Below are 21,470 nucleotides of genomic sequence, written 5' to 3'. Positions count from 1 at the left end.
CGAGTCGCACCCTGCTCGCAGGAGCCGCCCGGGCAGTGACCGCAAGGCCTCGGCTCGCGCTGACGCAACGGCGTCAGATTAGTCGCGTCCACCGACGCCCGTTGGCGCTTTGGCGACCCCGGAGCGCGGCTGGCCGGGGATGTCCGGCTCCCTCGCGATCGACCGGAGATCCACACCCGGACGCTGAATCTCGATGGGTCGCGCCGGCTATGTCACCCCGGACACCGCGTCTTTTCGCCGCCTGTCAACACGGCGCGAAGCGACCGATTCTGGCCGATGAGCGGATGCCCCGCGCCCTGTCCCGGTTGCTTCAAACTGTGCGCTGGACGGCGACCTGATCTCCGCTGCTAGGTGAATCGCGCGGTTCGCTCACGTTCTGACGGCGCGAGACCGATACTGAATCCGTATCGGAGATTCGGGCTGCGACGGGGGAGCATGTAGTGACGCGGGTGCGTGCGACGGCAGCGATCTTCGGCTTTCTGGTGACGTTGGCGTGGTCGGGGGCGTTCTCCGACCCGGCGGACGCGTCAACCGGCCCAACGGCCCCGGCTGCGCAGGCTGCCGCGGCGTCGGCCGCGTCGGTCGCCGAGCCCGCGCTGACCTCGTCTGCGAAGAATGTCGAGGAGGGTGACCGATACACCTTGACCGCCACACTCAGGTCGGCAGCGACGGCCACGCGGGCGACCTTGGAGAAATGGCACCCGTCCCTGTACGGCTGGGACCCGGCGGGGTGGGATCCAGTCAAGGCCGTCAAGGTTGGACACAGGGGCAAGGTTCCGTTCAAGTTGGTCGCTGCCGACCTCAACAGCGAGCGGTACCGCGTGGCGGTCGCCTATAAAAAGACCGCCAAGCCTGCCGTCTCCAGGCCCGTGACTGTGACGGTGTGGCGCTGGATTCCGCTGTCGGAGTATGACCCGTACTACACCACCGGCGGCACCGGCTTCGGGACCACCACGATCAACGGCGTCGCGTACACCGGTTGGGGAGCCGCCACGTACTCCCACGCTGGGACATGGGAGAGCCGGTTCACGCCCGGACGGCATTGCAAGTCGTTCACGGCAGTCCTCGGCGTCGGAGACATCTCCGCCGACGGGTCCTCCGCAACCATCTCCTTTACCGCCGACGACGAGCACATCTACACCTCTTCGACACTGACGCCCGGCATGAGCGCCCCCGTCACCGTCGCCCTCCCGATGCTGCCGTATCGGTTCGGCATCCAGCTGCTTGACACCACCCCCGGCGCTACCACCGACCGCGACGCGGTCGAGTCCTGGCCGGTACTCGGCGCGCCCGCTTTCCTGTGCACCGGCGTCTAAACGCCGTTCATGTTGCGGTTAAGGGCGTTCCAGGGCGCGTCACACCGCCGCGTGTACTCCTATCGCCTCGAAGCAGGGCAGGGCCCGCAACTACTCGCCATCGGGCGCGTTGAGATCCGTATGCTCCCGACATGCCAACAGACGAGGCGACACCCGTCGAACTCCTTCGCGGGAGCTTGGACATCGTCAACTGGGGTCCGTTCCGAGACGATGCGCTCCGAAGCCTGCTCTCAGCGATGCTCGACTTGATTGCCGAGGTCGACCGAACTGTCGAAGGGACGAGTGCATCGAAGCACTGGGATAGCGACGCTGTCCTGGAGTCGCTCAGCAAGCGACTAGAGATGGGCGAGACTCCGGACGACCCCGACCCTTCTCATTCGGTTGACGCTGCTCTCGACGCGCTCACGACTCGGCTCGCGAACCTAATCCGGTCAATGACCGGTGGTTGGGGCGGGCCGCCGACCGATGACGTTGACGCGGTCGACGTAGCGAAGCTTGAGAAGCTCTTGAACAGTGGGTGGGATCTTCGCAACTCGGCCGGGTTCCGCGCCCACCTCCGTGCGCTTACCGCCACCGCAGCGGCACGGGCGGCCGAGGCCGACTTGCACGCACGCAGTGCTGACGACGCCCGGAAGAGTGCGGAGAAGGCTGCGGGGCTCGCCGCCGACGCGACTTTGGCGCAGCAGTTCAAGACCGAGGCGAGTAATCAAAATGTAGCGAAGTGGACATACCGGATCTTGGCAACCGGGCTCTTTGCAACATCGATCGCAATCGCAGTGCGGTTGAGCTCGACTATTGAGGACGAACCGCGCGACACCCAGTGGCCGTACTTGGTAGCCCATCTCCTAGTCACGACCGCCGTTCTAGCGCTAGGTGCTTATCTCGCGCGCCTGGGAAATCAACATGCCGAGCGCAGCGCATGGGCAAAGACGATCGAGATGCAGCTGAAGACATTCGAGGCGTTCACGGCACCGATTGATGATCCGCCGACCAGATGGCGCATCCATGAGGAGTTCGCGCGCCGCGTGCTGGGATCTCCGCCCGCCGCGAGCGCGTCCGACGAAACTGCGAGTGCACCATCTGTCGCGGCGTTGGCAGAGGTCGCGGCCTTACTACGTCGGGAGCCATAGGGTCGCTAGCGGCTGCGATCACCGGCTGGGCGGCGTAGGCATGGCAGCGCCATGGCTTGTCGTTTGCTGAGCGGCGTTCGGCAAGACATCCGGACTTGCGCGACGAGCGCGCTCCCGAAGGCGCGTCACACCGCCGCCAATGCGCCGCGCAAGATGAGTCACTCAGGCGGCGACAGACGCCTGCAGCACTCGTAATGGGAGCGCAGCAAAGGCCAACCACGGTCCCAGTCTCCGAAGAGCAGCGGCTCGTCGGACTCTTCGAGCAATTCGAGCAGCTCGTCCATATCGAACGCCATCCCGAGATAGACAACGTTTGTTGTGTCGGTCCATGTCGTTTCCCAGGCGGTCCCGTCGGGGTCGAGCAGCCAGGCGTGCTCAAACAAGAGGTCCTGGGTCAGGTCGTACGCGTAACCCTCGCAGTACCTCCATCCGCCACGTTCGGCGGCAGTGGCAGCCAGTGCGCGCGTTGAGTTGGAGAAGCAGAGCTTCAGCGGTCCCCGAAGGGGCCTTGGCGCCAACCGAGCTGAGGTCGAGGCGTGCCCGTGCTGAAGCAGGATGCCCGCCTGAGCGGGGCGGCCGTCCGCCGTGTAGGCCATGGGCTGAAGGCAGCGGACGAGTGCGGTGGGAAGCGGCCCGGCCGCAAGAGATGTGTTGGTCACGGCCCGGACGGTGCGCCGGAGAGTGGGCTGCGCAATCGCTCGAAACTGGGTGTCCCTATCCGCCGTCCGCGGCTGCGAGGTGGCTTCATGGCCGCGCGCCGCTGCGGCTCCGGCTCCCCTCGGCTCCCTCGGCTCGGGCATGACCCGCCTTACGCGAAGGTGACTTGCCGTTTGACGAGCGTCAGGTCGTCGCGGCCATGCACGGTCATCAGCGCCAGGCCGGCCGCCACCGGTGCAGCCCCGGCGTCGTCATCGGGGTCCTCCTGGGCGTCGGGCCAGCGGTCCCGACGGCGGCCTTGGCCCGGCCCGGAGGGACACGCCAGTTAGAGCCGACCGGCGAGCATCGCCGCGTCGCGCCACGCCTCGGTGGCCTTGCCGGAGGTGAGCCGCAGGTCGCTTTGGAAGACGTCTCGAGTGACACCGGAGTCGCGTGCTTGGCGAGCGTCCCGTGCCAGGGAAAGGCGCGACGGGTCGGACTCTGGGTTCTCGGAGAACTTCGCGTCGCGCAGCAGCGCCTTCACCGTCTCGACGCCGACGCCGAGGGAGCTGGCGATCTCGGCGCGGCTTGAGCCCGACCGCTGCATGGTCAGGGCTCGGCTCGCGCGCTCTCCGCGCGCTTCCATCGAATTGTCCGTCCCGGCTCCGCCCTCGGCCGTGACCGAGGCGTGTGCAGGCTGCGGCGCCGGTGTTGGGGCGGTCGGCTGAAGGTCGCCGTAGTAGTCGGGCAGGCTGAGCGCCTTTGCCGCTGTGCGCAGCTGCCTGATTTCGGCGGCGGTGAGCAGGTCGTCCTCTAGGGCCGCCGCCTTGAGGCCGTCGAGGAACCGTTCGTTCAACCCGATGACCTGGGCGCCGCCCATGCCCGCGGAGCCGGCGAGGTGTGCCAGGGCGTCGGCCTCCTCGCCCGTCAGGCGACCGTCGGAGAGCACCTCGGCAAGCGCGTCAAGGTACGCCTCGGCCGCGGCGTCGTCGGGTGCGAGTCCGGTCCCGGGCAGGCGGGAGACCAGCGTGTGCATCCAGCCGTCGGTCCCCTTGCGCAGGGCGACCGCCCGGGTGACCACTGGCAACGGGCGGGCCGGGTTCGTGGGCGGCCAGGTTGGTGTCTTGACGGAGTACCGCATGGGCGAGCTGAGCCTGTCGGTCATCTGCGGGAGAAGGCGGCTGACGGCGCGGACGTCTCCGAGCGCGGCGTGCTTGTCGACGAGCGGGACGCCGCCGGCTCGGGCGAGCGTGCCCAGCTTGTAGTTGGGCGTCGCGAACGTCTGGCGACCCAGCCACAGGGTGCAGAGCGCGGGGACTGGGACGACGTCAATACCGGCTCGCTTCAGCTCGGCTGCCAGGAACGCCTCTTCGAAGGTTGCGTTGTGAGCGACGACGACCGCGCCGCTCATACGGGCGAGCAGTTCCGGAGCCACCTCAGCGAACACCGGCGCGTTCTTGACCTGCGCGTTGGTGATGCCGTGGATGAACGTCGGGCCAACGTCTCGTACCGGGTTGACCAACGTGGCGAACTCATCCTCGATCCGGCCATTCGCGTCAACCCGTGCTATTGCAACCTCGACCACCCGGTCACGGCGAGGGGACAACCCCGTGGTCTCGAAGTCGATGACCGCGTAGGGACCGAAATGCTCGACGCCGTCTCGGACCGTGGCGCCTCCGTAGCGAAACATTGGGCCCGCGAACCCCGGCTCGGCGAATGGGATCTCGCGACCTTCTGAGTTCCACCGCTCCGCAGTCCGCGCCGCTGCTGGCGCCACCGGCGAACGCGGCCGGGTGGAGGTCAAAGGTCGCGTCGCCGATGTAGGCACGGTCCGGGCATGGTGTCGCGGCGGTGCAGGTTGCGCTGGGTCCGACCGGGCGGGTCCTCGGCGACCTCGTGTCGCGACGACGAGGCCCGCGCTGATGAGGACGACAAGCAGCACCCAACCCATGCGCGGAACCGTAGTTGCAGACGTCGACCGATGATGCCGGAACGAGACGTTCCGTTCGCGCAGCGGCCAGGATGACTACTCCGCCGGGGATGAGAAGTACACGACCGTACTCGACCCGGCTCGTGGTACGCCTACATCATGCACGCCACCGGAGCCGCGAGCGTCGACGTTACCGTCACCTCGCAATGCGTCCGCGCTGCTCACGTACCCGGCCGACCGGTGACCAACTACGACAGGCGCACTCGAACTTCGATAGGCGTCGTCGGCGCTCGTGACTCCACGTGGCGGTGGCTCGGCACTGACTTCAGGGGACAACCTCCCTCGGCCTACGGCCCGCAACGGCCCGGCGGATCGAGGCAAGGTCGGACAGTCCGTTGCCCTTGCCACGGACTGGAGCCGACGGTCGGCGCCAATTCGGGCCTTCGTGCGACCAGCCCGTCTTCCACGTCGCGACGGAGACCACTGCTCGAGTCGCGTGGATTGATTGCGGATCAGAGCGCGCGGCGGACGTTGAAGGTCAGCGGCGCGACGTGCGCCCCCAACCTTGGAGAACAGCATGAACCAGATGCAGCCCACCCTCGACCCCACCCTCGACGCGGTCGCCACCGATGTCTTCGACGCAGCTCGCTGGCTCGACTCGCAGTCGAACAGCAGCGCGAAGGCGGTGGCACCCGACGAGATCGAGTGGCAATGCAACATGTGGGGAAGCGGACGCGGCCGCGGCTATGAGGACGACGCCGCGATCTTTTACGTGATCATCGCGGCCTTCGACCTTCGCACATGGTGCAACAAGGAAGGGCGCGAGGAGCTCGTCGTTGCGGTCCCGCTGGACCGCTTCGCACGGATCGCACAGATGATCGACCGACTCGATCAGGACGAGCCGGGGTCGTGGCCCTGGGCCGATGAGGACTCCGAAGACCCGATCGCCGATGCAGCCGAGTACCTCGAGATGTCTCCGTCAGAGCTGCTAGGGAACGCTCCCCTCCTCGAGGCACTGGGCCTGCGCGAGTCCTGAGTACTGATGAGTCACCCGCCGGCGCCGGCTGCTAGCAAGCAGCCGGCGTCTGTGCGTTGGCGGTGGCGGCTACCAGAATGACAGGCCTGCGCGGGCCTGCGTCGACGTACCGTGGACGCGGGCGAACCACCGCCCGGAGCATGAGGGGCAGATGACCACCACACCAGCCGGCGACCTGGCCGGGGCAGCGCAGTCCGCCGCCGTCGAGTGCGTACCGCACCCTGCGGCCGTCTATCCACCGTCGGCCTCTCGCAGTGACTGCAAGGCTGTCATCGTCGATGTCGACGGCGTTGTGTCCCCGGTCGGGGACGCACAGGGTCCGGGGAATCTGCCCTGGCACGACGAGGCGGTCACGGGAAATGTCTTCGGTCCAGTGCTGGTCTCACCGACGTTGACCAGCCTGCTCGACGAAGTGCACCGGCTGCCCGGCGTCACGTGTTGGTGGCTCACGAGTTGGACCAGCGAGATGCGTGCCGCCATGTCGTTCTTTCCAGGCAGGCATTGGCCCGTGGTCGCGGAGCCCGACCCGACGCGGGTTCCGTCGCAGGGCTGGTGGAAGCTCGCCGCCGTGGAGGCGTGGCTCGACTCCCATCCCGAGGTCAGTGATGTCGCGTGGTGTGACGACGACCTCCGCGGTGGCCTACCAGGCGCGGTGCAGCGCCGGATGGCAGCTCGGGGCATGCCCAAGCCGCTCCTCATCGCACCTAGGGCGTCGATCGGCCTGACGCCGCGCGATCTGGATCGGCTGCAACGTTGGGCCACCTCGCCGATCGTGGCCTCAACCAAGTGAGTCTGTGTGGCCATGCGAACGCCTATGGCAGCGGGCGCCGGTCGGCGTCGTCACCGGTCACCGTGACGGACGACCGTGTTGCCGTCGTCGTCCGCCTCAACCCACGGTTCACCTGCGGCGATGAGTGCGGGCTCGTAGTCGAGCTCCCCGAGCCTGTACTCGATCGCCAACTCCCACGCCACCCGGACCGCAGCCTGCTCGAGATCGGGTAGGTCGTCGTAGCGCCGGTGTCCCGCGAGAACCAGTGCGACCGCTTGCCGGTCCAGGACCTGATCGACCTGCTTCCCGAGACGAGCCCAATGGCCCAACTGCTGCTGTTCGCCGTGGCCCGTCGTGGCACCCGCCGCACGCGCAGCATTCACCAGGTCATCGTCCATGGGAACAGGCGTCCTGCCTGTCGGCGGCGTTGAGCTCATCGTCCCCGCCTTCCGATTGCACCGTGTCCCCAGAATACGTGGCCGCTGTGGGTGGGGCACCCAGCCATGCCGGCGCCCTGGTCAAGCTGTCAGGCGCGTCGACGGCCGCGGGTCGGGCGGACGCGGTACGCATCCAGGCTCGGTCGCGTGATCGACTGGACGCCTCCGTGGAAGCGGAGGTCCTCCACGAGCCGGCCTTGCCTGACGAGCGTCTTGATCGCGGCCACGCTGATGCCGAGCTCCTTGGCCACATCGGGCATCCGGGCAGCCCGGAGCTCGAGCGCCTGCTGCTCACGGAAGTAGGCACGGACGTGGTCGGCGACCTCGTCGGGCACGCTGTAGTCACGTCCCCCGAGGGGCTCACAAGTGAGGTCGGGGTGGCGTCGGATGTACTGGCGGACCTTGTCGTAGGGCTCGCCCAACTCGTCGGCGAGCTGGCGCATCCCGGACCCGGCTCCGAGGCGGTCGGCCATGGCGAGCACCTCGGTCTCGTCGACGAGGTAGTGGCTGCCGCCCTGGTCCGGTCGATCGACCAGGATCGCTCGCAGGTGACCGGCGCGGATGTCTGCCTGGATCTGGGCGGTGACGACACCGCGCAACTGGGCAGCCGTGGCGACCGTGATCCAATCGCCGTCCGGGCGTTGTTCCACCACTCGCCAGCCCGCCACGGCCAGTAGGTCCTCGATGCGGGCAGCGTCGGTGGCCAGGGCCGGCTGACGAGCGGTCGTGCATGAGATCGCGGTCGGGACCATCAGCGTTCCGGAGGTCTCGGTAGCGATCTGCTTGGTGAGCGCCTTCGCGATCCGCCGTTGCGGCTTCATCGCGGGGTCCTCGACGAGATAGTGCTCGTGGATGACCTCCGCGCCCCGACGGTGGCCGAGAGCGGCGCGGATGTCCTCGATCGTCTCCCGGTCCGCCTGGAGCGCGGTGGAGAACGCCTTTCTCATCGACTTCGGCGTGGGAATGATGACCAGGCGACCGTCGCCGTGCGTCCCACGCCGCCTGATGTCGGCGACCAGGTTGAGCCCTTCCTTGCGGGCAGCCCGTTCGAGGGCGTTGCGGAAGGTGGACTGTCCGCCTCGGTTCCGCTTCTTCAGGCCTGGGACAAGCCGGGCCTTGGTGTCGACCCCGCCATCGGGGTCCGTGTGGAAGACGTCGATCACAAGGCGGATCAGGTCCATTAGCGGCGCTGGCGCGACCAGGATGCGGTAGGAGTCGCGCTTGGTCTCGTCGACGTGGTCGAGAACCAGGACGCTGCCATCGTGCTGGCGCCGGCGGAACTTCCGGCCGCCCTGCGACTGCACGGTGACTATGCCGGGCTGACCCGGGCCGGCATCGATGACGTCCTCGACCAGGAGCCCGAACGCCTCGGAAGGCCGCAGGCCCAGGCAGCGCAGGATCCAGAGGACGACCTGGTGCACGACGTGGAGCCGGGCGGCCACCCTCTCTGTCTCGGCGAGTGTGAGGGCGCGCGTCTTGCGCTTCGGAGTCGTGTTTTTCGGTAGACCGGCCTTGCGGACGCCGGGCTGGAGGACGATCCCCTCCCCCTCGGCGTAGTCGAGGACTGCCCGGAAGGTGCTGCGGACCGCTTGCAGGGTGCTGTGGCTGTACCTGCCCGCAGTCCGGCGGCCCGGGCGGCCCGCCGCGAAGCTGAAGACGTCCCCGACACGGAACTGGTGCGCACGGCGCGACGTGTCGGCCGGGAGCAGCTCACCACGTTGACGCCCCCGCTTGAAGGTGGACACGGAGATTGGAAGACCGTTCTCGGCCAGGAGCTCGAGAGCCTCGGTCATCGTGACGAGAGCATCCGCATCCAGGTCGTGCGGGACGTCCGCGCTGTTCTGGTCGGACTCACTGCGCAGCATGGCCCAGAACATCTTCCGTGCCGCCTTGCGTGTGGTGGTCTCGGTGCGCAGGCCCTGCGACTGGAGATAGGTGTCGATGGCCGCGATGTAGCCGCGGACCTGGCCCTCACGGTCGACGTCACCCTTTCTGTCCTCGACGTAGGTCTCCTGGATCCAGGCCTCACCCACCGTGAGGAAACCGGTGCCTGTGGCAACTCCCGAGAAGGCGTGCGCGCTGCGGCTCAGGTCGGCCGGGTCCGGAGGGGGCAACGGCTGGCCGGCGTCGAGGGCCGCGATGCCGGCGTTGACCCAACGCTGGGCCCCGGCCTTGCTGGCGAAGGTGTGGGACTTGCGGCGCCGCTCACCGATGGCGACCGGCAGGCTGGCCTCGAAAGAGCCCGCTCGGGTCCTGTTGATGCTGCCGGTGCGTGGCTTGCTCATCGGGCTCCTCCTGCCGGGAGGGCACGGGTGAGCAGCTGCTGGAGGAACTCGACGTTCTTCTCCCGCTCGGAGGCGAGGGCTGCGGTGGTCGCGAGCTCGGCCTCGAGCACGACGACGCGGTCGCGGAGCTCGGCGACCTGCCTGGTCTCGCGCAGCGCCTCGAGCGTCGCGGCGACCTCGACGACCTGGGCGGGGTCGAGGTCCCCGGCGTCGACGAGGTCCTGGACCGGCACGGTCCAGCCCTTGCGTCCGCCCGTCTCCTGGACCGCGTTCGGGTACCGGCTGGGGGTGGCGTTGATCCAGGTGTTGATGGTCTTGCGGTCGCGTCCGGTGATGTCGCAGATCTGACGGACCGTCAGCAGGGTGTGGGTGGTGAGCTGTGGGGCGTCGGGGCCCTCTTGGGTGAGTGTCATGGCCGGGGACCGTCCGGGGCGGGACGGGGTCGCCAATCGTGCACCCCGTGACTTGCGCCCCAGGTTGCCGCAGGTCGCCGCAAGTCGCCCGCAGGATGGCTGCGTGGGCTCGGTCGTGAGCGGCCCGACGCCGGGCGCGGCCATGCTCGCGCGGTGGATCTGGGCGGACCTGGGCGCACCTGCGGCGACCTGGGTCACGCGCCCCGGTTTCCCGACATTGGCCCCGACATTGGCGCGGGGTGGGTAGCAATCGTCCGGCGAGGGCGGACGATCTGCGCCGATTCTTCTCCGAAATGCACGAGACCCCCACACGAAGTGGGGGTCAGGCGCCTGGTGGAGGTTCCATCCAGTGGCAGGTGAAGGATTCGAACCTTCGAAGGCAAAGCCGACGGATTTACAGTCCGCTCCCATTGGCCGCTCGGGCAACCTGCCGGGGCGTTGAGCAGGGGCCGTTTGGCCCCGCGACAACAAGGCGAAAGAATAGCGCAGCCCGCGCGGCACGCGAAAACCAGACCTGAGGAGTGAAGATGGCCGACTCGTCGTTCGACATCGTCAGCAAGATCGACCGCCAGGAGGTCGACAACGCACTCGGCCAGGCGGCCCGGGAGATCGCCACGCGATTCGACTTCAAGGGCACCGGCGCGACCATCGAGTGGCAGGGCGAGCACGCGATCGAGATCTCGGCATCGGCCGACGACCGGGCGAACGCCGTGCTCGACGTCTTCAAGGACAAGCTGGTCAAGCGCCAGCAGAGCCTCAAGATCCTGGACGCCTCGGAGCCGCGCCAGTCCGGCCAGCAGAGCAAGATCTCGATCACCCTCAAGGAGGGCATCAGCTCCGAGGACGCCAAGAAGGTCTCCAAGCTGATCCGGGACGAGGGTCCGAAGGGCGTGAAGGCGCAGATCCAGGGCGACGAGCTGCGCGTCTCCTCCAAGAAGCGCGACGACCTGCAGGCCGTCCAGGCCCTCGTCAAGGCGCAGGACTACGACTTCGCGGTGCAGTTCACGAACTATCGCTGATTCCCGCGAATCTGAGCGTGGGAGCGCCCCCTCGCGGGCGAATCCTCCGCGGAGCGCGGTGCCATGAGAGTGCGGCGGGCTTGCTCATCAGCCGCTCGGAGGATGCCGGAACTCCGGGTGCACTCGGCCCTGTGGCCGTGGCAGCCCTTCCTCGAAGGTTTCTCACGTGCGAGAGTGCCGGAGTCGGTACGGAGATGATGCGCGACATGCCCCGTTCCACGAGGGAGGGCCATGGCGAGTCGACCAGCCAGATGGCGACGCTCGAGGGGTGCGGTGATGGCGCTCGCGGCGACGGCTGGGATGGGGTCCTGCGGGGGAAGTGATGGCTCCTCACCAACGCCGGCGGCGGCGCCGCCTCCAATTCCCGCGAGCCTGCTCGGGACCTACACGATGTCCCTCAAGCCGTCCGACATCCCACCGTCGCCACCGCCTGAGCTCACCGACCATGCCATGCACTGGACGATGAAGATTCTCTCGTCGGGTGGGCCGAGCGGCGGGCCCGCCTTGGTGATCATCAACGACGAGCTCGGATCGCTGGAGGAGCCCGACCTGGAAGTCGACGGAAACCGCCTCATGCTCGGCCACGAGGAATGCGCCTCAACGAGCGGTCCCGCCCCCTACACCTACGTGTCCAGCGAGTACTCATGGTCGCTGGTGGGACATGACCTCCGAATATCAACCGTCAGGGCCGGGTGTCCCGACCGCGTGGCCAGCACCCTGCTGACCGCCGAAACGTGGAAGAAGCAGTAGGGCAGCACGTGCCGAGCCGGGCCAAGCGCGAGCTGGCCGGATCGCGAAGTCGGGAGATCGACCGCTCATCGACGATGAGCGGATGCGCCGCGGGGGCTCACACCCGGGCACGCGACGGCCTCCAGGTGACGTGGAGCGCGACGCCACGGATGTGGCGCCAGGAGGCGGACGTCGTACGACGGTTCGTCGACTCGGTCCGCCTCCCGGCGCGCTGACTCAGCCCGCCGTCGCCACCATGGGCGGCACGCTCGCGGCGCCGGAGGCGGGTGTCACCCAGACCCGGTCGCCCTCACGGAGCTCGAGCTGGCGCGCGTGCGTCCTGGTGAGGACGACGTGCACCTCCTCGCCGTCGTCAGTGAGCACGGTCGCCCGCACCTCGAAGCCGACCCGCAGCAACCGGGAGATCACGCCCTCCGCGGCGCCGGCGAGCTCGGGTGCGCGCGAGAGGTGCACGTCGTGCGGCCGCAGCCGGACGCCGTTCAGCACGGTGGTGTCGCCGAGGAAGCCCATGACGAAGTCGTTGGCCGGCTCGTCGTACAGCTCGTCGGGCGTACCGACCTGCTCGACCCGGCCCTCGTTGATCACCACGATCTCGTCGGCGACCTCCATGGCCTCCTCCTGGTCGTGGGTCACGAACACCGTGGTGACGTGCACCTCGTCGTGCAGCCGGCGCAGCCACTCACGCAGCTCCTTGCGGACCTTGGCGTCGAGGGCGCCGAACGGCTCGTCGAGCAGGAGGACGGTCGGCTCGACCGCGAGGGCGCGCGCCAGCGCCATCCGCTGCCGCTGGCCGCCGGAGAGCTGCGAGGGCAGCCGGTGGGCGAACTGCGACAGGTGCACGAGCCTGAGCAGCTCATCGACCTTCGCCGCGATCTCGGCCTTGGGGCGCTTGCGGATCTCCAGCCCGAACGCGACGTTCTTGGCGACCGTCATGTGCTTGAAGACCGCGTAGTGCTGGAACACGAAGCCGACGTTGCGCTTCTGCGGGGGCAGGTGGGTCGCCTCGGTCCCCGCGATCGTGACCGTGCCGGTGTCGGCGGAGTCGAGCCCCGCGATGATGCGCAGCAGCGTGGACTTCCCGCCGCCCGACGGACCGAGCAGCGCGGTGAGCTGACCGGTCGGCAGCGAGACGTTGACGTCGTCGAGCGCGACGAAGTCACCGAACCGCTTGCTGACTCCCTTGACCTCGATACTCATCTTTCCTTGCCCTCCTTCGGGCGGAGCAGCGCGACGACGACCAGGCAGAGCACGGCCGCGAAGACCAGCATGAACGCCACCGAGTACGCCGTCTGCTGCTCGAAGTTCTGATATTTCTGCTGGACGAGGACAGTGGCGACCTGGGTGTCCCCACCGACGTTGCCGGCCACGACCTTGATCGCGCCGAACTCGCCGAGCGCACGGGCGAGGCTCAGCACCACGCCGTACACGACCGCCCACTTGATGCCGGGCAGGGTCACCCGCCAGAAGCTCTGCCACCCGTTCGCCCCGAGGCTGCGCGCGGCCTGCTCCTGGTCGTCGCCCAGCTCCTCGAGCACGGGCACGATCTCGCGGATCACCAGCGGCAGGATCACGAAGCAGGTGGCCATCACCATCCCGGGTCTCGCGAACACGACCTGCAGGCCGTGGTCCTCGAGCCAGGGCCCGAACCAGCCGAACCGGCCGTTGTAGACGAGGATCAGCGCGAGGCCCACCACGACCGGCGACACCGACAGCGGCAGGTCGATCAGCACGGAGAGCGCGCGCTTGCCGATGAACGTGTAGCGCACCAGCAGCAGGGACATGCCCACGCCGAACACGGTGTTGATCAGGACCGAGATCACCGCGACCTCGACGGTCAGCTTCAGCGCGTGCACGACGTCGGGGTCGGCGAGCGCCTCCTGGATGCCGGTGAGCCCGTCGGCGAACGTGTGCCTGACGACGTACGCCGTCGGCCAGATCACCAGCATCAGGAGGTAGCCGACCACCAGCAGGCGCAACACCCACTTCACGACCGGCGAGCCGTTGCCCACCGCGGTGCTGCTGGTGCTAGCCACGGCGCGCCACCCGCCTCTGGATCATGTCGAGCGCCACGATCGCGAGCAGGGCGACGAACAGCATGATGGTCGCCACCGCCGCTGCGGCCTCGGTGTTGCCGCCCTCGAGGAAGGAGAACAGCCGCACCGAGACGACCTCGGTCTTGCGCGGCAGGTTGCCGGAGATCAGCACGAGCGCGCCGTACTCGCTGATGCCGCGTGCGAACGCCAGCGCGGCGCCGGCGAAGATCGCGGGGACCAGCGCCGGAAGCACGACCCGGCGGAACGTCGTGAACCGGCTTGAGCCGAGCGATGCCGCGGCGTCCTCGACGTCGGTGTCGAGCTCCTCGAGCACGGGTTGGACCGTCCGGACCACGAACGGCAGCGTCACGAACGCCATCGCGAGCAGGACCGACCAGCGGGTGCCGTTCACCTGGACGCCGATCGGGCTCTGCGGCCCGTACAGCGACAGCAGGACCAGGCCCGCCACGATCGTCGGCATCGCGAACGGGATGTCGATGACCAGGTCGAGGATCGCCTTGCCGTGGAACCGGTCGCGGACCAGGACCCACGCGATGATCGTGCCCATCACCATGTTGACCAGCGTGATCAGGAGGGCGGAGACGACGGTCAGCTGCAGGGCGGCGCGGGTGTTCTCACTGGTCAGGACCGCCTCGTACGTCGACCAGCCACCCCCGCTCGCCTTGACGACGATCGCGGACAGCGGGATCAGGACCAGCAGGCTGAACCAGATCATGGAGACGCCCAGGCCGAGGCCGGACGCGGGAGTCAGTGCGGTTCCCGATCTCCGGGACGACGACGCCGACCGGCGCTTGCGCGCCGGCCGGCTGTCGACCGCAACGGGTGCGGTGGTCATCGCTACTGGCCCGCGTCGGCCTGGATCTGGGTGAGGATGCCCATCGGCGCGCCGTCGGTGCCGTCGCCGAAGTACTTCCCGTTGGCGACGTCCCAGCCCTCGAAGTCGTCGTCGATGTTGAGGAGGGTCTTCGGCTCCGGGAACGCGTTGCCCGGGTCGTTGGCACCCTCGACCGTCACGTCGCCCACGTCGGTGAGCGGGCGGTAGCCCGTCTCGGCGTACAACTTCTGGCCGTCGGTGCTCTTCTGGAAGTCGAGGAACGCCTGCGCGTCGTCGGAGGCGCCCTCGGTCAGCGCGCACGGGTTGTCGATGCGGAGCGTGGTGTCCGGGACGATGTAGTCGAAGTCGGTGCCGCTCTGGCGGGCGAGGATCGCCTCGTTCTCGTAGGAGAGGAGCACGTCACCGGTGCCGCCGGTGAACGCGGTGGTCGCGTCCCGGCCGCTGTCGGGCAGCGCCACGACGTTGTCGAAGAAGGAGGTCATGTAGTCCTTCGCGGCAGCCTCGTCGCCACCGCCGGAGATCACCGAGCCGTACGCCGCGAGCAGGTTCCACTTCGCGGAGCCGGACGAGGCCGGGTTCGGGGTGACGATGCCGACGCCGGGCTTGACCAGGTCGGACCAGTCCTCGATGCCCTTCGGGTTGCCCGGCTTGACGACGAACACCACCACGGACTGCGTGCAGATGCCGTTGGTGTCGTTGTCCTTCCAGTCCTTGGCCACCAGGCCCGCGTCGACCAGACGGGTCACGTCGGGCTCGAGCGACAGGTGGACCTCGTCGGCGTCGAGCCCGGCCGCCACGGCGCGGCTCTGGTCACCGGAGGCGCCGTACGCGCCCTTGATCGTGACGTCCTTGCCCGCGTCGGTGTCGTTGAACGCCTTGATCACGTTCTCGTTGGCCTGCTCGAGCACCGAGTACCCGACGACGTTGATGGTGTTACCGCTGTCCGCGGACGAGTCGCCGGAGCACCCCGTCAAGGCCAGCACCCCGGCAGCCGAGAGGGCTGCCGCAACCTTGAGCGTCCTGTTCATCGTGTCTCTTCCTGTTCGCGCACCTGCCCCGCTGGAAGGCGCCTTTCTTCGTAGTGTCGAGCAGACTAGTCGACTTACCCCACTCGATCCGCAATATATACACAAAATTCTTCGTGTCGCGGCTCACACATCCGCAAGGAGAGACGCCTTCGGCCCTTCCGGCCGCCGGACTATCGTGGACAACCGTGCCGGTGCCGAGGTCCGGCGAACTGGAACGTGTTCCAGTTCCCGCCGTACCGCGAGTACGATTCCGGTGCCGCAGTACACGACGAGGGAGTGGGCGCGAGGTGTCGAAGCAGGTCAAGCAGCTCGACCGGGTGATCATCCGGTTCGCGGGCGACTCCGGTGACGGCATGCAGCTCACCGGCGACCGGTTCACGCAGGAGTCGGCGGTCTTCGGCAACGACCTCGTGACGCTGCCGAACTTCCCGGCCGAGATCAGGGCGCCCCAGGGGACCCTGCCCGGCGTCTCGTCGTTCCAGGTCCACTTCGCCGACCACGACATCCTCACCGCCGGCGACGCGCCCGACGTCCTGGTCGCGATGAACCCCGCGGCCCTCAAGGCGAACCTCGGCGACCTCCCTCGCGGCGCCACGATCATCGTCGACACCCACGACTTCACCGCCCGCAACCTGACCAAGGCCGGGTACGACGCCAACCCGCTCGACTCGCTCGGCGACGCGAACGACGCTCTCGGCGAGTTCAACGTGCAGCCGGTCGACCTGACCGGGATGACGGTCGAGGCGGTCAAGGAGTTCGGGCTGTCCCGCAAGGACGCGGCGCGGGCCAAGAACATGTTCGCCCTCGGCCTGCTGTCCTGGATGTACGGCCGCCCGACCGACCCGACGATCGCGTTCCTCGAGAAGCGGTTCGCGAAGGTCGCCGACATCCGCGACGCGAACATCACGGCGTTCAAGGCCGGCTGGAACTTCGGCGAGACCACCGAGACGTTCGTGGTCCAGTACGAGATCAAGCCCGCCCCGATGGCGGCGGGCACCTACCGCAACATCACCGGCAACCTCGCCCTCGCCTACGGCCTGGTCGCCGGCGGCGTGCAGTCCGGGCTGCCGGTGTTCCTCGGGTCCTACCCGATCACGCCGGCCTCCGACATCCTCCACGAGCTGAGCAAGCACAAGGCGTTCGGTGTCACGACGTTCCAGGCCGAGGACGAGATCGCGGGCATCGGCGCGGCGATCGGCGCGTCCTTCGGCGGTGCGCTCGGCGTCACCACCACGTCCGGGCCCGGCATCGCACTGAAGTCCGAGGCGATCGGCCTGGCGGTGATGACCGAGCTCCCCCTGATCGTCGTCGACGTGCAGCGCGGCGGCCCGTCGACCGGCCTGCCGACCAAGACCGAGCAGGCCGACCTGCTGCAGGCGATGTTCGGCCGCAACGGCGAGGCGCCGGTCCCGATCGTCGCGCCGCAGTCACCGGGCGACTGCTTCGACGCCGCCATCGAGGCCGTGCGGATCGCGGTCACCTACCGGACCCCGGTGATGCTGCTCTCCGACGGCTACCTGGCCAACGGCTCCGAGCCCTGGCGGATCCCGGAGATCGCGGACCTGCCGACCATCGACCCCGACTTCGCGAAGCCCCCGGTCGCGGGACCGGACGGCGCCGTTCCGACCTTCGAGCCGTACGCCCGCGACCCCGAGACGCTCGCCCGCCCGTGGGCGCCGCCGGGCGTGGCGGGGCTCGAGCACCGGATCGGCGGGCTGGAGAAGGCCGACATCACCGGCAACATCTCCTACGACCCGGCCAACCACGACTTCATGGTGCGGACCCGCCAGGCCAAGGTCGACCGGATCGCCGAGTCGCTGCCGCCGCTGCACGTGGACGACCCCTCCGGTGAGGCCAAGGTGGTCGTGCTGGGCTGGGGCTCGACGTACGGGCCGATCGGCGCCGGCGTACGCCGGGTGCGCAAGGCCGGCTACCACGTCGCGCAGGTGCACCTGCGCCACCTCAACCCGTTCCCGAAGGACCTGGGCGAGATCCTCGCCCGGTACGACAAGGTCCTGGTCCCCGAGATGAACCTCGGCCAGCTCTCGCTGCTGGTCCGCGCCAAGTACCTCGTCGACGCGGTCGGCTACAACCAGGTCCGCGGCCTGCCGCTGAAGGCGGCCGAGCTCGCCGAGGCCATCGGCGGCCTGGTCGCCGACGCCGAGGGCGTGCACGTCGACCTGACCACTCCCGCCGAGGAGGCGATCAAGTGAGCACCACCGAGCTTCCGTTCCCCGGTCTCCACTCCGGTATCGAGCTCGTCCCGACGACCGACCAGCAGCAGACCGGCAAGGACTTCACCAGCGACCAGGAGGTGCGCTGGTGCCCCGGCTGCGGTGACTACGCCGTGCTCAAGGCCGTGCAGGGCTTCCTGCCCGACCTCGGCCTGCGCCGCGAGAACATCGTGTTCGTCTCCGGCATCGGCTGCTCGTCGCGGTTCCCGTACTACCTGGACACCTACGGCATGCACTCGATCCACGGCCGGGCGCCGTCGATCGCGACCGGGCTCGCCACCGCCCGTGAGGACCTGTCGGTGTGGGTCGTCACCGGTGACGGCGACGCCCTCTCGATCGGCGGGAACCACCTGATCCACGCGCTGCGCCGCAACGTGAACATGACGATCCTGCTGTTCAACAACCGGATCTACGGCCTGACCAAGGGCCAGTACTCCCCCACGTCCGAGACGGGCAAGGTCACCAAGTCCACCCCGATGGGCTCGGTCGACCACCCGTTCAACCCGGTCTCGCTGGCGCTGGGTGCCGAGGGCTCGTTCGTGGCGCGCACCATCGACTCCGACCGCAAGCACCTCACCGCCGTGCTCTCCGCGGCCGCCGCACACCGCGGCACGTCGTTCGTGGAGATCTACCAGAACTGCCCGATCTTCAACGACGGGGCGTTCGACGCGATCAAGAGCAACGACACCAAGGCCGACGCGATCATCCCGCTGGTGCACGGCGAGCCGATCCGGTTCGGCTCCCCGGACAGCTCTGGGCAGGGCACGAAGGGCCTGATCCGGGACTCCGAGACCGGCGGCGTGAAGGTCGTCGAGGTCGCGGACGTCGGGGAGGACTCGATCCTCGTGCACGACGCCCACAACCCCGACCCCACCACGGCGTTCGCGATCTCGCGGCTCACGGCGGCCGACTACCTGCACCAGGCGCCGATCGGCATCTTCCGCCAGGTCGAGCGCCCGTCGTACGACGACCAGGCCCGGGCCCAGGTGGCGACCGCCCAGGAGGCCGCACCCGGCGAGCGGTCGGACCGTCTGGCGGCGCTCATCGGGGGCGGCGACACCTGGACCGTGGTCTAGCAGCGGGTCACGTCCGTCTTCCAGACGTGCGGACGCTCCGGTCTCCCTCCGAGAACGCAGGAGCCCGCTGCGGCGCCCGTCGCGTCGGACCATCCCCACGCCGTTCTCCCGTGAGACCCGCTCGCGGGCCCACCTAGACTGTGCCGGTGCCGGACGCCCGACGAGGACTGCTGCTGGGCGTAGCGGCCTACGTCATGTGGGGCGCGTTCCCGCTGTACTGGCCACTCCTCGAGCCGGCCGGGGCGGTCGAGATCCTCGCCCACCGAGCCCTCTGGTCGTGCCTGACGATGGGCGTCCTGGTCCTCGCGCTGCGGCGCAGCGGCCAGTTCCGGGCCATCGTCCGGGACCGACGGGTCCGGGTGATCCTGACCCTGGCCGCGGTCGCGATCGCGATCAACTGGACGACCTTCATCTGGGGTGTCAACAACGGCCACGTGCTCGAGACGTCGCTGGGCTACTTCATCAACCCGCTGGTCACCGTCCTGATGGGGGTGCTGATCCTCGACGAGCACCTGCGCCCGCTGCAGTGGGTCGCCCTGGGGATCGCCTCGGCAGCCGTGGTGGTCCTGACGGTCGACTACGGGCGCCTGCCGTGGGTGGCGCTGGCGCTGGCGTTCTCGTTCGGCAGCTACGGACTCTGCAAGAAGACGGCGAACGTCGGGGCGACCGAGAGCCTGGCGTATGAGACGGCGGTCACCGCGCCGTTCGCGGCGGCGTACCTGGCCTGGCTGGGCCTCACCGGCGGCTCCAACTTCGCGAGTCACGGCGCGGACCATGCACTGCTGTTCGTGTCCACCGGCCTCGTGACCGCCGTACCGCTGATCTGCTTCGGCGCCGCCGCGACCAGGGTGTCGATGGTGACGCTCGGGCTGCTGCAGTACCTGGCGCCGATCCTGCAGTTCGCGCTCGGCGTCCTGTACTTCCACGAGGACATGACCGCCGGGCGGTGGGCCGGCTTCGTGCTGGTCTGGTCCGCGCTGGCGATCTTCACCGTCGAGGCGGTCAACCACCAGCGCCGCCAGCTCCGGCTCACCGTCGAGACGACGACCGCGGCCTGAGATAGTCACGTAATTCAGTAGTCTTTGTTATCTTCAGGTCATGGAGCTTCTCTGGTACATCCCGAACCAGGTCCGCGCCGGGCACCGCGGCGACGACGACACCTCTCCCGGCCACAACAGCCTGGACGCGCTGACGGAGCACGCCCGCCTCCTCGAGGACCACGGCTGGGACGGCGCACTGCTGGGCACCGGCTGGGGCCGCCCCGACACGTTCACCGTGGCCACCGCGCTCGCGGCCCGCACGTCGACGTTCCGGCCGCTGGTCGCGATCCGGCCCGGCTACTGGCGCCCGGCGCACTTCGCGTCCTCCGCGGCGACGCTGCAGCACCTGACCGGCGGACGGCTGCTGGTGAACATCGTGTCCGGCAAGGACGACCTCGCGGCGTACGGCGACGCCGAGGGCGACCAGACGCACCGCTATGCCCGGACCCGGGAGTTCATGCAGCTGGTGCGGCGGCTCTGGACCGAGGAGGACGTGACGTACGCCGGCGAGCACTTCTCGGTGACGGGCTCGACCGTCCTCCCGCGGATCGACACTCCCCCGCGGCTCTACTTCGGCGGTGCGTCCGCCGCTGCCGAGCGCGTCGCCGCCGCCGAGGCGGACGTGCAGCTGTTCTGGGGCGAGCCCCTGGACGGCGTCGCGGAGCGGATCGCCCGGCTCAGGTCGCTGACCGAGGAGCTGGGCCGGGAGCACGCGCCGCTGGAGTTCGGGCTGCGGATCACGACCTTCGTCCGCGACACCACCGAGCAGGCCTGGGCGGACGCGGAGGCGAAGGTCGCCGAGATGGCGGCCGGGCGCGCGGACTTCTTCGCCGACCGGCACCGCGGCACCGCGGTCGGCCAGCAGCGCCTGCTCGACCTCGCGGCCCGGGGGGACGTCCTGGACGACAACCTCTACACCGCTCCCGGCAGGTACGGCGGTGGCGGGGCCGGCACCACGTGGCTGGTCGGCTCGGCGCAGGACGTCGCGAAGTCGCTGCGGCGCTACGCGGACCTCGGGATCACGCACTTCGTCCTGTCGGACACGCCGTACCTGCGCGAGATCGAGCGCCAGGGCAGGGAGCTGCTGCCGCTGCTGCGGTGAGTGCTCAGGAGGCGGAGCTCAGCGACGGCCCGCGAGCCGCGGTGCCGAGGTCGCTCTCGGTGGCGCTGCCCGGCAGCGTCCACACCGTGATCCCGCAGCCGGCCGCCTCGGCGGCACACCGGGCGCGGTGGACCGCGGCGGCCACCTCGTCGGGGAGCCCGGCGAGCCGGGTGAGGTCGATCACGAGGCCGCGCATCGGCTCGGCGGAGCTGCGGATCGCATCCGCCACCGCACCGGCGTCCGTGGCCCAGCACGGCCCGTCGACGACCAGGCGCCTCTCCCGCGCGTTGAACGACACCGCCACCATCACGACCCCTTTCGCCCGACCGACACCCCGCCAGTACCCCCAGGGGGTGTCCCGCATGCGGTCGTCCCCCGGG

Annotated in this window: 20 protein-coding genes and 1 tRNA gene; 10 read left to right on the top strand and 11 right to left on the bottom strand. The window is 69.0% G+C overall.

Annotation, left to right across the window (positions count from 1 at the left end; genetic code table 11):
• Positions 1–449: 449 nt before the first annotated feature.
• Together N538_RS0120590 and N538_RS0120585 are read left to right on the top strand one after the other, a co-directional pair.
• Positions 450–1,316, top strand: a complete 867-nt coding sequence (locus N538_RS0120590; RefSeq protein ID WP_155992300.1) for a hypothetical protein — start codon at positions 450–452, stop codon at positions 1,314–1,316.
• 131 nt (positions 1,317–1,447) lie between these two features.
• The gene (locus N538_RS0120585; RefSeq protein WP_036571414.1) at positions 1,448–2,446 is read left to right on the top strand and encodes a hypothetical protein; all 999 of its coding nucleotides are present in this window, start codon (positions 1,448–1,450) and stop codon (positions 2,444–2,446) included.
• A gap of 158 nt (positions 2,447–2,604) precedes the next feature.
• Here N538_RS0120585 and N538_RS0120580 read toward each other — a convergent pair whose 3' ends face one another.
• Positions 2,605–3,105 carry a hypothetical protein gene (locus N538_RS0120580; protein WP_155992298.1) on the bottom strand — a complete coding sequence of 167 codons (501 nt, stop codon included), beginning with the start codon at positions 3,103–3,105 and terminating at the stop codon, positions 2,605–2,607.
• 323 nt (positions 3,106–3,428) lie between these two features.
• Positions 3,429–4,772, bottom strand: a complete 1,344-nt coding sequence (locus N538_RS26510; protein WP_051549476.1) for a 3'-5' exonuclease — start codon at positions 4,770–4,772, stop codon at positions 3,429–3,431.
• A gap of 817 nt (positions 4,773–5,589) precedes the next feature.
• On the opposite strand from N538_RS26510, the gene N538_RS0120565 reads away from it, so the two are divergent.
• Together N538_RS0120565 and N538_RS0120560 are read left to right on the top strand one after the other, a co-directional pair.
• Positions 5,590–6,048, top strand: a complete 459-nt coding sequence (locus N538_RS0120565) for a hypothetical protein (protein ID WP_028638865.1) — start codon at positions 5,590–5,592, stop codon at positions 6,046–6,048.
• A 151-nt stretch (positions 6,049–6,199) separates the two neighbouring features.
• Positions 6,200–6,838 carry an HAD domain-containing protein gene (locus N538_RS0120560; RefSeq protein ID WP_155992296.1) on the top strand — a complete coding sequence of 213 codons (639 nt, stop codon included), beginning with the start codon at positions 6,200–6,202 and terminating at the stop codon, positions 6,836–6,838.
• Between the two features lie 50 nt (positions 6,839–6,888).
• Here the strand turns inward: N538_RS0120560 and N538_RS28120 are convergent, their stop codons facing one another.
• From N538_RS28120 to N538_RS0120540, 4 genes are all read right to left on the bottom strand, one after another.
• Positions 6,889–7,215 carry a TA system antitoxin ParD family protein gene (locus N538_RS28120; protein WP_197025408.1) on the bottom strand — a complete coding sequence of 109 codons (327 nt, stop codon included), beginning with the start codon at positions 7,213–7,215 and terminating at the stop codon, positions 6,889–6,891.
• Positions 7,216–7,343: 128 nt separating this feature from the next.
• Positions 7,344–9,539 (bottom strand): site-specific integrase, encoded by a 2,196-nt coding sequence (locus tag N538_RS0120550; RefSeq protein ID WP_028638862.1) that lies wholly within the window; start codon positions 9,537–9,539, stop codon positions 7,344–7,346.
• A complete protein-coding gene (locus N538_RS0120545) occupies positions 9,536–9,952 on the bottom strand; it encodes a hypothetical protein (RefSeq protein WP_028638861.1) in 417 nt (138 codons plus the stop codon). The genes N538_RS0120550 and N538_RS0120545 overlap by 4 nt, the downstream gene beginning before the upstream one ends.
• A 350-nt stretch (positions 9,953–10,302) precedes the next feature.
• Positions 10,303–10,384 (bottom strand) — tRNA-Tyr (locus N538_RS0120540).
• A gap of 95 nt (positions 10,385–10,479) precedes the next feature.
• Between N538_RS0120540 and N538_RS0120535 the strand changes: the two genes are divergently transcribed.
• Both N538_RS0120535 and N538_RS0120525 read left to right on the top strand, forming a co-directional pair.
• Positions 10,480–10,971 (top strand): YajQ family cyclic di-GMP-binding protein, encoded by a 492-nt coding sequence (locus tag N538_RS0120535; protein ID WP_028638860.1) that lies wholly within the window; start codon positions 10,480–10,482, stop codon positions 10,969–10,971.
• A 276-nt stretch (positions 10,972–11,247) separates the two neighbouring features.
• Positions 11,248–11,721, top strand: a complete 474-nt coding sequence (locus N538_RS0120525; RefSeq protein ID WP_155992294.1) for a hypothetical protein — start codon at positions 11,248–11,250, stop codon at positions 11,719–11,721.
• Positions 11,722–11,937: 216 nt separating this feature from the next.
• On the opposite strand, the gene N538_RS0120520 is transcribed toward N538_RS0120525, so the two are convergent.
• From N538_RS0120520 to N538_RS0120505, 4 genes are read right to left on the bottom strand one after another with little or no spacing between them, the layout of a single operon-like run.
• A complete protein-coding gene (locus N538_RS0120520) occupies positions 11,938–12,918 on the bottom strand; it encodes a sulfate/molybdate ABC transporter ATP-binding protein (protein WP_028638858.1) in 981 nt (326 codons plus the stop codon).
• Positions 12,915–13,754 carry a sulfate ABC transporter permease gene (locus tag N538_RS0120515; RefSeq protein ID WP_231496282.1) on the bottom strand — a complete coding sequence of 280 codons (840 nt, stop codon included), beginning with the start codon at positions 13,752–13,754 and terminating at the stop codon, positions 12,915–12,917. Before N538_RS0120515 ends, N538_RS0120520 begins: the two co-directional genes overlap by 4 nt.
• The gene (gene cysT / locus N538_RS0120510; protein WP_028638856.1) at positions 13,747–14,610 is read right to left on the bottom strand and encodes a sulfate ABC transporter permease subunit CysT; all 864 of its coding nucleotides are present in this window, start codon (positions 14,608–14,610) and stop codon (positions 13,747–13,749) included. Before cysT ends, N538_RS0120515 begins: the two co-directional genes overlap by 8 nt.
• 2 nt (positions 14,611–14,612) lie before the next feature.
• A complete protein-coding gene (locus N538_RS0120505) occupies positions 14,613–15,638 on the bottom strand; it encodes a sulfate ABC transporter substrate-binding protein (protein ID WP_028638855.1) in 1,026 nt (341 codons plus the stop codon).
• 287 nt (positions 15,639–15,925) lie between these two features.
• Here N538_RS0120505 and N538_RS0120500 point away from each other — a divergent pair, with 287 nt between their 5' ends.
• The 4 genes from N538_RS0120500 (at position 15,926) to N538_RS0120485 (ending at position 21,090) form a co-directional block, all read left to right on the top strand.
• On the top strand, positions 15,926–17,851 hold the full coding sequence (locus N538_RS0120500) for a 2-oxoacid:acceptor oxidoreductase subunit alpha (protein WP_028638854.1): 1,926 nt from the start codon (positions 15,926–15,928) through the stop codon (positions 17,849–17,851).
• Positions 17,848–18,948 (top strand): 2-oxoacid:ferredoxin oxidoreductase subunit beta, encoded by a 1,101-nt coding sequence (locus N538_RS0120495; RefSeq protein WP_028638853.1) that lies wholly within the window; start codon positions 17,848–17,850, stop codon positions 18,946–18,948. Before N538_RS0120500 ends, N538_RS0120495 begins: the two co-directional genes overlap by 4 nt.
• Before the next feature lie 146 nt (positions 18,949–19,094).
• Positions 19,095–20,006, top strand: a complete 912-nt coding sequence (gene rarD / locus N538_RS26500) for an EamA family transporter RarD (protein ID WP_036571626.1) — start codon at positions 19,095–19,097, stop codon at positions 20,004–20,006.
• A 40-nt stretch (positions 20,007–20,046) separates the two neighbouring features.
• Positions 20,047–21,090, top strand: coding sequence for an LLM class flavin-dependent oxidoreductase (locus tag N538_RS0120485; RefSeq protein ID WP_028638852.1), 1,044 nt, complete (start codon positions 20,047–20,049; stop codon positions 21,088–21,090).
• A gap of 4 nt (positions 21,091–21,094) precedes the next feature.
• Here N538_RS0120485 and N538_RS0120480 read toward each other — a convergent pair whose 3' ends face one another.
• Positions 21,095–21,454, bottom strand: a complete 360-nt coding sequence (locus tag N538_RS0120480) for a hypothetical protein (RefSeq protein ID WP_155992292.1) — start codon at positions 21,452–21,454, stop codon at positions 21,095–21,097.
• Positions 21,455–21,470: the final 16 nt, after the last annotated feature.

Source organism: Nocardioides sp. URHA0032 (assembly GCF_000620645.1).
Lineage (GTDB): Bacteria > Actinomycetota > Actinomycetes > Propionibacteriales > Nocardioidaceae > Nocardioides.
Note: the sequence above shows the minus strand (reverse complement) of the source record. Positions and strands in the feature narration are given on the sequence as shown.